General features: G+C 41.4%; 11 protein-coding genes. All 11 read right to left on the reverse strand.

The genetic code is table 11. From position 1 onward, the window contains the following. Positions 1 to 165 precede the first annotated feature (165 nt). The 11 genes from ACH0BF_RS13075 to ACH0BF_RS13125 all read right to left on the reverse strand — a co-directional run bounded on the left by ACH0BF_RS13075 (position 166) and on the right by ACH0BF_RS13125 (position 12,040). Entirely contained in the window at positions 166 to 1,440 is a 1,275-nt protein-coding gene (locus ACH0BF_RS13075) for a cytosine permease (RefSeq protein ID WP_406909508.1), read from the reverse strand. Positions 1,441 to 1,571: 131 nt separating this feature from the next. Further along, positions 1,572 to 1,886 carry a cupin domain-containing protein gene (locus tag ACH0BF_RS13080; RefSeq protein ID WP_120030933.1) on the reverse strand — a complete coding sequence of 105 codons (315 nt, stop codon included), beginning with the start codon at positions 1,884 to 1,886 and terminating at the stop codon, positions 1,572 to 1,574. A gap of 14 nt (positions 1,887 to 1,900) precedes the next feature. Next, a complete protein-coding gene (locus ACH0BF_RS13085) occupies positions 1,901 to 3,637 on the reverse strand; it encodes a hydantoinase B/oxoprolinase family protein (RefSeq protein WP_120030931.1) in 1,737 nt (578 codons plus the stop codon). A 1-nt stretch (position 3,638) separates the two neighbouring features. Further along, positions 3,639 to 5,681 (reverse strand): hydantoinase/oxoprolinase family protein, encoded by a 2,043-nt coding sequence (locus ACH0BF_RS13090; RefSeq protein ID WP_340854317.1) that lies wholly within the window; start codon positions 5,679 to 5,681, stop codon positions 3,639 to 3,641. A gap of 24 nt (positions 5,682 to 5,705) precedes the next feature. After that, complete coding sequence (locus tag ACH0BF_RS13095) at positions 5,706 to 6,251, reverse strand: helix-turn-helix domain-containing protein (protein WP_120030927.1); 546 nt, start codon at positions 6,249 to 6,251, stop codon at positions 5,706 to 5,708. Positions 6,252 to 6,609: 358 nt separating this feature from the next. After that, positions 6,610 to 7,227 carry a nitrite reductase gene (locus ACH0BF_RS13100; protein ID WP_340854318.1) on the reverse strand — a complete coding sequence of 206 codons (618 nt, stop codon included), beginning with the start codon at positions 7,225 to 7,227 and terminating at the stop codon, positions 6,610 to 6,612. Between the two features lie 125 nt (positions 7,228 to 7,352). Continuing rightward, positions 7,353 to 7,634, reverse strand: coding sequence for a glutaredoxin family protein (locus ACH0BF_RS13105; protein WP_120030925.1), 282 nt, complete (start codon positions 7,632 to 7,634; stop codon positions 7,353 to 7,355). Positions 7,635 to 7,659: 25 nt separating this feature from the next. Then, entirely contained in the window at positions 7,660 to 8,472 is an 813-nt protein-coding gene (locus ACH0BF_RS13110) for a hypothetical protein (RefSeq protein ID WP_340854320.1), read from the reverse strand. 22 nt (positions 8,473 to 8,494) lie between these two features. After that, entirely contained in the window at positions 8,495 to 10,912 is a 2,418-nt protein-coding gene (locus ACH0BF_RS13115; protein WP_406909460.1) for a heavy metal translocating P-type ATPase, read from the reverse strand. A gap of 119 nt (positions 10,913 to 11,031) precedes the next feature. Further along, positions 11,032 to 11,238, reverse strand: a complete 207-nt coding sequence (gene copZ / locus ACH0BF_RS13120) for a copper chaperone CopZ (protein ID WP_120030919.1) — start codon at positions 11,236 to 11,238, stop codon at positions 11,032 to 11,034. A 496-nt stretch (positions 11,239 to 11,734) separates the two neighbouring features. Further along, positions 11,735 to 12,040: a metal-sensing transcriptional repressor gene (locus tag ACH0BF_RS13125; protein ID WP_120030917.1), complete on the reverse strand. Its 306-nt coding sequence runs from the start codon at positions 12,038 to 12,040 to the stop codon at positions 11,735 to 11,737. Positions 12,041 to 12,226 lie beyond the last annotated feature (186 nt).

Here is a 12,226-nt window from a genome sequence, read left to right on the forward strand (position 1 = left end):
GCCACCGGTCAAATATCGGCAGCTGGCTGCTTAAAGGTGTTTTGATCCCTGTCTCAAAAATAGGGGTCAGTCCCATTTTAAAGGGACCGGCTTTTTATTTCGTTTGTTCATGGGTATGTTCTTTACTTACTATTAAATAGGTGATAATTCTTGGTTAACATAGGGCTATGCTGTAAACTGATCCGGCGCTACGTTCTTTTTTATCTTCATTGCAACGATGTACACAACGAGGGAAATAAGGAGGGATTGAACGGCTGGCAGCCCCCATGGGGATACATATTGTGTAAGATAGCCGACAACGACTCCCGCAAGTAAGGCAATGGTGGCCATCCAGTTCCACCCTCTGCAATCCTCCCACTGTTGTTTGCGAATAAAGAAGAAATCACCCATCATGACGCCTCCTATAGCTGGGTAAAGCAAGGCTGTTAAGTATAAGAAGTCCATAAAATGTTCAAGTATTCCTAATAGCGCGACAATAATTGCCAGAATCGTGCCAAGAAGTGTGAGGAGTGCTCTCCCTTTCCCGGAGTTGACATTAAAAATATTTGCTAAAGCTAATCCCATGCTATAGTTATTGACAAGTTGCGATGTCCAAGTCGCAAACCATAAAATAAGAAAGCCCCAAATAGGAAAACCCATGCCCATCATAACATTCACGATATCGGCATCCCCCACTCCTACGGCCATTATAGCCCCAACAATGAAAAGAGGAAAACCCACGAATATAATGCCACTCGGAATAATAATATTGTCTTTCCAGGTGGGCTTTGCATAGCGTGTATAATCCGAGGCAATGACCCACTGAGAAACATTTACTCCGATCACTAAACTAATGGCAGCCCATATTGTCATCGTAGGTTCTGGATGCCATGAAGCGATCGCCTCCCAGCCTGTATTTCTTAATGCGTAGTATATTCCCCCAGCTATTAAAATAAGGCCAGCGGGAACGGCGATATAATCTGTCCATTTCATCGAGCTGTAGCCGATGATAGACGGCAATGCAAAAAGTAATCCGCATATGACAGTGACAATCGCCCAGCCAACCCAATTACCCTTGTAATCTATGCCCAACATCGCAGAAATCGCATTTCCCGCAACAGCCGTTTGCAATGCCCACCAGCCAAGTGAAACGATAAAAATGGTAAATCCAACAATGACTTTTGCCTGAACATCACCGAAGCTGGAACGGGAAATAACAGAAGAAGAGCGCCCTGTTTTCGCGCCTATATATCCTTGCAAGGTATTTCCAACCCATTGAATGCCGAATAATGAAATGAGAAGTATTAAAAGTATTTTTGACAACCCAAAACTTCCGGTTAATGTAGAGCCGACCATTAAAACTGGAATGGTAAATTCTAATCCGCCAAAAATCATCGCTGGAGTCAGCCAATGCTGCCGAGCAGATTCGGGGATAGAATCCAATGCCTGATCTTGGCTCATGAATCCCTCTGAACTTGTTTTCTTTGTCACTTCCACTGTATTCGTTTGCTCCATCCTTTCACATCCTTTTTATGGTATAAAAATAGAATAGGAAGCACCTATGTCTTCCTATTCTATTTTTCACTTTATTATCAACTTTTCACCAATGCATAGATCAATTCGCAAGCACTTTCCCCTTCATTGACACACCAATGGTGCTCTCCAGCAGGAATATAAGACGCTTCCCCCGCATTAATTTTATAAGGCTGTCCCCCGCTCTCACCAGCTAAAGTGCCCTTGAGAATATACGAATACTCATGTTCTTCATGAACACCCGTTCCTTCTAAGGGAAGGCGCTCTCCGGCTGGGATGGAAACAAAACCGAACTTTACTTCCGTGCCTTGGAATTGATTCTGAAAAAGGGTTTGAACAATTTCTTTTGTGACTTTTGGTTCTTTAATATCCATATGAATGCCTCCAATTATGATAGTCTGCCTGGCAGCTCTTGATAGTCAAAAGTATCCGGGTCGATGTCAACGAGGAAGTGTGCTTTTGCCTCTTCGACAGTGAAATAACCATTTTTCACATCCTTGGCCACTTGGGCGGCTGGACGCTTGGACGGACTGCCATAACCGCCTCCTGTTCCTGTCATCAGGCGTACCACATCGTTCTTTTGAAGCTTGTACCGCGGATAAACACCATATGGTCCATCTATCTCCCCATTTGCCTTATGAACATAGAACTCGTTTGGCGAACCTTCATGGCCTTTGTTCATTCCCCACGGATAAAATTTATTGCGGCCAAAGGTAACTGTGGCGGCCTGGTTATCAGATAATGCGCGATAAGCACGGATGACCCCTTTTCCGCCAATGTATTCACCTGCACCTGCCCCATTGCCGTCCTGGCGAAGACTATATTCATCAATAAGAACACCATAACGTGTTTCCGCTACTTCGACCGGAACGTTATACGTCTCACCATCTGCGATACAGAACTGACCTGAAGCGCCATCTTGTCCAGCGCCTCCACCCCATCCTCCAACAGAAGGTTCAACAATAAGGAAAGGTTCCTCTGTATCTTGGTGATTACCAGACAATGTTACGGCACAAACGGACAAATGGTGTCCTGCAGTCAGCCGTTCTGGCAAGTGTGGCGCCAAAGCTTTCCAGACTAAGTCTAAACTTCCTAAGAGCGTCTCAAAATAGTTAGAGACAGGAACTGGTCGCTCGGCAGACATAATTGATTTTTTGTCAACAAGTACCTGAAGTGGCCTAAACACTCCATCGTTCACATCTTGCTCAGGGTTTGTTATAGCCAGGAAAATAGATCGCACAGCTGACATGAGCCCTGTATAGGAACAGTTCATCGGGCCTGGCACCTGTGGGTGGCTTCCCCGAAAATCACAAATAAATTCGTCATCCGTAATCGTTACCTTTACTTTAATTTTAAATGGTCCGTTGCCCATGCCGTCTGTATCAATATAATCTTCCGCTTCAAAAACACCCTTTGGCAGCTTTTTAATTTCTTGTCGAGAAATGATCTCTCCATGATCCAATAAGTAATTAATAGCTGTCAGAATAGTTTCTTTGCTATGCTTTTCACAAAGTTCTTTTAATCGGCGGTCGCCTGTGCGTAAGGCGGCAACCTGCGCCCACATGTCCCCTAATGACAGGTCCGGAAAGCGGACGTTGGAGCGAATAATTTCAACAATGCCTTCATTTAAGCGGTCTTCTTCATATAATTTAATACAATTGAATTGAAGGCCTTCTTGAAAAATGTCTACGGCATCGTTTGTAAATGAGCCGGGATCCTTCCCGCCGACCTCTGTCCAATGGGCCTTGTTTGCCGAGAAGGCAATGAGTTCACCTTCATAGAAAATCGGCATAACAAGTCCAACATCGGAAAGATGGGATCCTCCTCCGTTATAAGGGTCATTGATGATAATAACATCTCCAGGCTTCAGCTTATCGCCAGGATATTTCTTCAGTGTTTCCTTTACCATAAAGGTAAGCATTCCGATAAATCCGGTAACACCGTTGCCTTGAGTAAGAAGATTTCCCTGTGCATCAGTCAAACCGCTGGCATAGTCAAGTACTTCGTAAATGATAGGACTCATGGATGTGCGAGCAAGGGCCACAAACATCTCGTCCCCAGCTGCCAAAAGAGAATCTTTAACGATTTCCAGTGTAAACGGATCCACTTTTACAGAAGTTGTCATATTACTTTGCCTCCATTTCGATAATGATGTTTCCAAAGTCATCCAGGTGCAACTGCTGGCCTTCATAAATAACAGTGACGGCTGCTTTTTCTTCTATTACTGCGGGTCCATGAACTACTTCATTTGGCGGAAGTTTGTCCCGATCGTAAACTGGTGTGCTAACCCACCCTTTTTGCTCGAAGTAAACATCACGTGTTTCTTTTTTCGCTTCTTCTATAGAACCTTCACGTGTAATCTTTCCAATGACCGGTTTAGGCACTTTGCCAAAAGCCGTTACATGGAGATTGACAATTTCAGTCGGTGAATCAACCAGTTTAAATGTGTAATTCTTCTCGTGAAGCTCATGGAACTTTTCAATGATCGCCTGTTTATCTTCCTCGGTCCATTTGCCATTAGGAACAGGAACTTTTACCGTATGCTCTTGTCCTAGATAGCGCATATCCGCAAAGCGATGGAATTCAATTGTCCCAGCTTCCATCCCTTCATCTTCATAATAGGTCAGCGCCTGTTTCTCGATTTCTTCCCATTGTGCATCCATTTCGGCAAGAGAAAGCTCATTCATCCGTTTGATATATGTTTGGATATAATCATGCCGCAAGTCAGTCATAAGCATTCCCCAGGCAGAGAACACCGGTGAAGCAATTGGTACGATGACTTTTTTAACACCGAGCTCGAGTGCAAGTGCCGGAGCGTGCATCGATCCGCCTCCACCAAACGCCAGCAAAGTGAAGTCCTGCGGATTATGCCCTTTTCGAATAGAAATTAATTTTAATGCATTCAACATGTTCGAGTTAGCAATGCGAATAATGCCAAGGGCTGCTTCTTCGGCAGAAATCTCAAATTGATCACCTATTTTCTTCTGGATCACTTCTTTTACATGATCCATATCCACATCGTAGTCGAAGTTTTTAGGAGACAGCCTGCCTGTCAATAAGTTAGCATCTGTTGTGGTTGGAGCCGTGCCACCCAATCCGTATGCGACTGGTCCAGGCATCGCACCGGCAGATTGCGGCCCGACTTTCAATGAGCCTGCATCATCTATCCAAGCGATGGAACCGCCTCCATTTCCGATTTCCACAATATCGACAACAGGTGCTTTAATCGGGTATCCTGCATTTCGGCTATCTCTCTCAATATAGTAATCTGTAGAAACTTTCACTTCCCCGTTTTCAATGAGTGAACATTTTGCTGTAGTTCCACCAATATCAAATGCAATGATGTTTTTTTCACCGATCAGTTCCCCAAGAACAGCGGCTCCAAAAATACCGGCCACCGGTCCGGACTCAACCATGTTAATAGGCGCCGCTTTGGCACTGTTAAATCTTGTTGTCCCGCCATTTGATTGCATGATGTAACGCTGATCTATCTCAGTTTGTTCCCGTAATTTCTTGTCTAATTTATCAATGTATGTAGTAGCGGCGGGCTGGACATAAGCATTTAAAACGGCTGTATTAGTTCTTTCATATTCACGCCATTCTTTTGTGATATCGCTCGATGCTGTCACAAATACTTCTGGCCATAGCTCTTTAATAATCTTTACTGTCTCTATTTCATGTGCCGGATTAACATAAGAATGCATGTAAGAAACGGCAATCGCCTCCACACCCTCTTTTTTAAAGTAATCCACACATCTTTCTATATCTTCTCGGTGCAGAGGGGATAGAATCTCACCTTTATAATTGAGACGTTCACTTACCTCGAGTCGCAAATGCCGTTCAACGAACGGTTCTGGTTTTTTGTATCGAACATTAAATAGATCCGGCCTGTTGCCTCTTGCAATTTCTAAAATATCCCGGAATCCTTCTGTCGTAATCAACCCCATTTTGGCCCCTTTACGCTCAGTTAGCGCATTGATAATGACCGTTGTTCCATGAATAAACATCGACAGTTGCTCGCTTTTAATACCAGCTTTCTCAATAACGTCAAGTACACCTTTCTCAAAGTTCGGTGGAGTGGTATTGCTTTTTGCTACTCCTACGAAACCGTTTTCATCAACATATACAAGATCTGTAAAAGTGCCCCCGATATCTGTCGCTACTCTCATTTGTTCTACACTCCTTTGTGTTAATTAGAAAATGATAGGTGTTGATATACTCAAAATAATTGTTTCCTCCGAAGTTGGGTTTTCCCACGCATGCAAAAGTTCAGAAGGAAAGTGAATAGTGTCGCCAGCTTTCAGATGATAGCCGTCCTGGTTTAAATGAAAAATGACCTCACCTTGCAAGACATAATAAAACTCCTCTCCCGAATGACTGTAACTCTGTTCCTCTTTCATTTTTGGGGGAAGTATAACCATTAGCGGCTCCAGTTTCCTGTCTGGAAATGTACCGGACAAGCGGACGTACCTCTGTTCTCCACCATTTACTTGAAATATTCTTTGATCGCTTTTTCTTAATAAATAGTTTTGGTTTTCTTTATCGTCTTCAAAAAAGAAGATCATTGAGACTCCTAGTGCATCAGCCAATTTCTTCAGAGATGTAATGGATAGTGAGGAAGTCCCCCTTTCGATTTGCGAAAGAAAGCTAAGTGATAATCCAGTTTCTTCACTTAGTTCCTTCAATGTTAGGTTGTTTTGGAGACGTAAAGCTTTGATTTTTTTGTGAATGTCTTCCATAGAATTAAGCACCTCATAAAATTCTAGTCTTACTGTAATAAATCGTAGGAATATAATGAAATATCCAAAAATATTTTACAGTTATACTGTAATATTTATGAATATAACATAATTATTTTTCGAATGGTAGGTTTTTTTAAAATTTTCTGTTAAGTTTTTTCGTAGAATCTATATTATCCAGAGAAATATTTACAGTAAAAGTGTAATTTTTGTATATAGGCTTAGCTCATCAGCGCGTCAACTGCCTAAAGGGAGGAAGCGTAGATTTGCATCCACGAACATATACGTAGTAATCTTAAGGAATAAAATAATCATATAAAAGAGCCGGTTACAAAGTTGTAACCGGCTCTTTTCCCTCTTAGCTAATTAAGGACTCTCTGCCTACACGCTTTAAAAATTTATGGAAGGTTTCTCGTCTTTTGCCTGTCTGGGAATATACATCAATGATTTTTTCTATTGTGCTGTACAATTCTTGGGGGGTTAACTTCTCCATCAGTAGGGAACCAACCTCAGCGTCTTTCCCTTTGGCTTTTCCGCCGACATATAAGTTATAATAATCTCTAATTTTCATAATGCCTATGTCGCTTAACAGAGGTTCACCGCAACCAATAGGACAGCCTGTATAAGCCACCTTAAGAGTAAATGGTACACTTTTTCCGGCAATGCGGCGGTTTAGCTCTTTTGCTATTGGCATTCCTTCCTCTTCTTCGCCTTTGCAAAAATTACAGGTTCTCAAGCTCTTCACGTAATTCCCAACTGGGTAACAGGCTAATTTAACACTTTCGAATTCCTTGATGATCTCTTCCATCTTCTCTTCTGGAATTCGTATATAAAGCTGTTGGAAGGTTGTTAGTTCAATTTCTTCATTTTCATTCATATATTTTGAGAGCATGAGAAGTTGTTCTGCATTAAGCTTTGCCCCAAAATCTATTCCTCCATTGACAGCCATCTTGATTTTTTTAACATCGTCCCCCATTTTATTTCTTCCCTCTTTCTAATCACCTGATTTTATCATTCGCTTCATATTTACTATACTCCCGAACCGTATACAAATGGTTAAAAGATATACTTGCTTACAGAAAAGCAACAGTTGGCGGAACGTCAGCTATCAATATGCAATATGTTTCTTATTTCGTCTATATTTTGCTCAAATCCAATTAGAACTTCTTTCTTGCTCCTTAGACCAAACAAGGATTTATTTTTAAATACGAACGTCGGAACCATTCTTGTTCCTGTTATTTTGACTAAGTCTCTTTCTTTAGAAGGTTGTTTCGTTAAATCATAATCAACATAAGAAACATTATTCTTGGAGAGAAACTCTTTTCCAGCCTGACAATCTGAACAAGTAGGTCTTGTGTAAAGCTCAAGCTGAACTTTCGACATGAATACTCACCTCCCACGTTCTTAATTATTTAACTTTAATAACAAACGGGTAGACATTGACCTGTCCCTCAAACTTAAATTCAGCCCAAATCTTGTAAATACCTGGCTTATCAAATTGTGTTTTAAATACCGTTTGATCATCGGCTGCAGGGTGAACATGGATATATTTTTCCCCATTTTCATCCAAGATGACCACGTGCCCTAAGGCGCCTAAATAGGGCTCCGGGGTAGCACCTTTCATATCAAAAGTAAGAGTCATTTCTTTGTTGATTGCAAACGGCTGAGAAATCAACTCAACCGTTTGGCCATTGATGGTCTTAACGAAATCCGTATCCGCAACGAGATTATTATCCCCGTGTTCATGGTGCGTTTCACCAACATGGAATTCAATAGGCTTTACAGCATATTGGAGGCCCTTTGGTTTTATATCAACGAACGCTTTGTAAGAACGATCAGCTAAACTCACCCTCTGCTGGTAAATTCCATCTTCCTTCTTCTCTGGATGCAAATGATGGTACTCTTTCAAATCTGAACTGACGACAATAAAATGCATAAATTTCTCATGGGAGACTTCCAGTTTCGGCACTTGATTATTTTTATCTTTCAGCTCAATGGTGATTACTCCGTTGGCATAGGATACTTTCGGTGTGACCTCACTAGCAGTGTTTGTGACATGGTTCCCATGACTATGTTGATGATTCATATTTTCTTCCTCCTCTGTATGATTTGTTTGTTCATCCGTTTTAGGATTCATATTTGCATAAACGCTGTAACCTGCGATGACTACCCCAAGATATACGATAGCCGTAACCGCCCAAATCATAACACTTCGCTTCACATATGCCGCCTCCTTTCTATATTTAAGCCTTTAATTTGATTCTTTGCAGTCTTAGGGCATTGAGGACGACCGATACCGAACTAAATGCCATTGCTGCTCCAGCTAGCCACGGAGCTAAGAAGCCTACTGCAGCAATAGGGATGCCGATACAGTTATAGGCAAGCGCCCAGAAAAGATTTTGCTTGATATTTGTGATCGTCTTCTTACTCATAAAAATTGCGTCTGCAATACTATTTAAATCACCCCGAATGAGGGTAATATCTGCCGCTTCCATTGCCACATCGGTACCCGTGCCAATCGCCATCCCGATATCAGCTGTCGCAAGTGCCGGGGCATCATTGATCCCATCGCCTACCATGGCGACTTTTTTGCCAGCTTGCTGAAGCTTTTTCACTTCCGTTGCCTTGCCTTCTGGCAAAACTTCAGCAATGACATGCTTTATTCCGACTTGCTTAGCAATCGCCTGAGCCGTTTGGGTGTTATCCCCTGTAATCATTACAACGTCCAAGCCCATATTGTGCAATCGGGCAATCGCTTCTTTGGGTGTTTCCTTAATGGTATCCGCAACAGCAACAATCCCTGCGTAGCGTCCGTCAATGGCTACTAACATAGCTGTTTTCCCTTGCTTCTCTAAACTCTCCATTTTCGGTAATACTTGTTGTACATAAATGTTATATTTCGCCATCAATCTGCGTGTACCAATGAGTAATTCTTTGCCGTTCACTGTCGATTGAATACCGTAACCGGGAAGGGCTTCAAAGGTCGCCGGTGATCCGAGCTCAATTCCTTTTTCTTTAATTCCCTCCACGATCGCTTCAGCGAGTGGGTGCTCTGAATTTCTCTCAGCCGTACCTACTAGTGTAAGAAATTCCGTTTCATTCACGCCCTCTGCTAAAACAACATCCGTCAAGGAAGGTTTCCCATTTGTAACTGTTCCTGTTTTATCCAGAATAATTGTATCTAAACGATGGGTCGTTTCCAGGTGTTCTCCACCCTTGAATAAAATCCCAAACTCAGCCGCACGGCCTGAACCGGCCATAATAGAAGTTGGTGTAGCCAGACCAAGCGCGCATGGGCAGGCAATAACTAACACTGCGATAAACTTCTCAAGTGCTTCCGCAAACTCTCCAGGACTTACGGCAAAATACCACACTAGGAAGGTAATAATGGCTATTCCTACAACGATCGGCACGAAAATACCCGAAATTACATCAGCTAATCGTTGAATAGGCGCTTTAGAGCCTTGGGCTTCTTCAACAACTTTAATAATTTGGGCTAAAGCTGTGTCTTTCCCTACTTTCGTCGCTTTAATTTTTAAGAAACCATTCTTGTTAATGGTTGATCCGATTACATGGTCTCCAATCGTTTTGTCGATTGGAATGCTTTCTCCGGTCAACATCGATTCATCAAGCGCTGATTGACCTTCGACAATCTCACCATCTACTGGCACCTTTTCGCCAGGCTTCACAAAAACAATATCACCTTGCAAAACGTCTTCTATAGGAATGATCATTTCTTGCCCATCACGGACGACAGTTGCATTTTTTGCCTGTAACCCCATTAGTTTCTTAATGGCCTCAGACGACCGGCCTTTTGCCTTCGCTTCAAACAATTTGCCTAAAATAATTAAGGTAATCAAAACCGCACTCGTTTCATAATAAAGCTCAACCATGTGGTCTTCTGAGCCAATTGACATAATGCTTAAATACAGACTATAGAAATAAGCAGCTGATGTTCCTAAGGCAACCAACACATCCATGTTGGCACTTTTATTTCTTAGAGCTTTAAAGGCACCGACATAAAACTGTCTTCCGATAATGAATTGAACCGGTGTGGCGAGGGCGAATTGTACCCAAGGGTTCATAAACATATCTGGCAGCCAAATAAAAGAGGTGAATTCAAAGTGACTAACCATTGCCCATAATAATGGAAAAGATAAAATAGCCGAGAAAATAAATTTGCCGGTTTGCCGCTCGATTTCCTTTTGTCGATGGTCGGCTTCCTCTCCGGTTTTTTCCTGCTTTTGTTCAAGGGTATAGCCCAGTTTTTTAATGGCCTCCCTCATATCAGAAATAGAGACTTGATCAGCGTTATATTCCACAAGAACCGACTCTAATGCAAAGTTCACCACGGCTTTTTCGACGCCATCTAATTTATTCAGCCGTTTCTCAATTCTATTTGCGCAGGCCGCACAAGTCATTCCAGTAATATCAAATTCTGCTTTATCCGTTACCACGTTATATCCTAAAGATTGGACTTTCTCCTTAAATGTTGCTGTATCTGTTTTATCGGGGTCATATTTAATCTTTGTTTTCTCAAGAGCAAAATTTACATTTGCATCTTCCACGCCATCTATCTTCTTCAACCCTTTTTCAATTCGTGTAGCACAAGCTGCACAAGTCATCCCCTCTATTTTCAGGGTTGCTTCTTTTTGAGTCATATTATCCACTCCTATCTTCCGCATACTCCGCAGGGGTATATTTTTTCTGAAAATAAATCGTGCCATTTTAGCACGATTTATTTTCATTTTTATTTAATGATTATTTTTGCTTGGGCAGGCTACTCAACATCGTATCCTTGATCTTCAATAACCTCGGTAATCTCTTTTAAGCTTACTTCATTCGCATCAAATGCAATATCCACTTTTCCTTCGTTTAGATGAACATTGACAGATTCTACCCCTTTTAACTGACCTACATTTCCTTCAATAGAATTAACACAATGTCCGCAAGACATCCCTTTTACATTAAGTGTGACTTGTTGCATAAGAACCCCTCCTTAAGTGATGATCTAACTTTTTACAATTCTTATATTACCATACCCCTGTAGGGTAGTAAATAGGAAAATAAAATTTGTTTTGCGATAATCAGGCATTCTTTCCTGCTGTTCAGATCAACTTGTCCCAAATGTTTGACTTGATACGCTTAACAAAGCCCCACACTAATAGGGTCTAATGCTGATTCAGTAATAAAAATCGGTACAAACGGATCGCTACAATAATTTTCCCTGAAAATAATTTTCTTATTCGTCTCGCTCTTTTTCTTCTTTTATGTAGTATGTGTAAGTCACTGGATCACTCTTTCTTCTCCTTATGGTTTATTTGTCTTTTATACGAGGAAGCAGTATCCATTCTTTTGATGTAATACCCTCTCCCTGTGTAAAAAAACTACTAAAATGTTCGCTTATTTATCTCTTCGCTATTCCCTCTCCTCGTATACATCTGCCCAAGAAAAAAAACCAACTACTGAAAGCTGGCTTTTTACTATAAAGATTTAGAGAATCGTTTAAATACTTCCATCAATTCTTGAATCGCTTCTTCTTCATCCCCATCTCTTATAGCATCCGCTACACAATGCTGGGTGTGCCTTTCTAATAAATGCAGACCAACCTTATTCATCGCTGCATTAATAGCTGAAATTTGAGTAAGAATATCTACACAATATCGGTCGTTTTCAATCATATTTTGAATGCCGCGCACTTGTCCCTCTATTCTTTTTAACCGGGTAATTAGCTGATCTTTTTCTTTTGTTGATCTATGAGTTGTTTTCGTCTCTTCAGAATGGTTCATATAAGTATCACCAGCTTATCTTTAAAATTTTTCATACTTACAAATGTGTCCATGATACATACCGGAGGTACCCCATGATTGTACCATAAAGATACGAGAAGAAATACGAAAATGCGTCTCCCTTGGAGAATGTATGAAGCAAAGCCTTGCCTATTCACTATTTGCCTTATCATGATTCCCTATGTA

This window comes from Pseudobacillus sp. 179-B 2D1 NHS (assembly GCF_045370945.1).
GTDB lineage: Bacteria > Bacillota > Bacilli > Bacillales > Domibacillaceae > Pseudobacillus.

What these genes read in the sequence shown, in the direction of transcription:
- ACH0BF_RS13125 (WP_120030917.1), bottom strand. Translation starts at nt 12,040, where the DNA reads ATGAACCATTCTGAAGAGACGAAAACAACTCATAGATCAACAAAAGAA.
- ACH0BF_RS13075 (WP_406909508.1), bottom strand. Translation starts at nt 1,440, where the DNA reads ATGAGCCAAGATCAGGCATTGGATTCTATCCCCGAATCTGCTCGGCAG.
- ACH0BF_RS13090 (WP_340854317.1), bottom strand. Translation starts at nt 5,681, where the DNA reads ATGAGAGTAGCGACAGATATCGGGGGCACTTTTACAGATCTTGTATAT.
- copZ (WP_120030919.1), bottom strand. Translation starts at nt 11,238, where the DNA reads ATGCAACAAGTCACACTTAATGTAAAAGGGATGTCTTGCGGACATTGT.
- ACH0BF_RS13105 (WP_120030925.1), bottom strand. Translation starts at nt 7,634, where the DNA reads ATGTCGAAAGTTCAGCTTGAGCTTTACACAAGACCTACTTGTTCAGAT.
- ACH0BF_RS13095 (WP_120030927.1), bottom strand. Translation starts at nt 6,251, where the DNA reads ATGGAAGACATTCACAAAAAAATCAAAGCTTTACGTCTCCAAAACAAC.
- ACH0BF_RS13100 (WP_340854318.1), bottom strand. Translation starts at nt 7,227, where the DNA reads ATGGGGGACGATGTTAAAAAAATCAAGATGGCTGTCAATGGAGGAATA.
- ACH0BF_RS13085 (WP_120030931.1), bottom strand. Translation starts at nt 3,637, where the DNA reads ATGACAACTTCTGTAAAAGTGGATCCGTTTACACTGGAAATCGTTAAA.
- ACH0BF_RS13115 (WP_406909460.1), bottom strand. Translation starts at nt 10,912, where the DNA reads ATGACTCAAAAAGAAGCAACCCTGAAAATAGAGGGGATGACTTGTGCA.
- ACH0BF_RS13080 (WP_120030933.1), bottom strand. Translation starts at nt 1,886, where the DNA reads ATGGATATTAAAGAACCAAAAGTCACAAAAGAAATTGTTCAAACCCTT.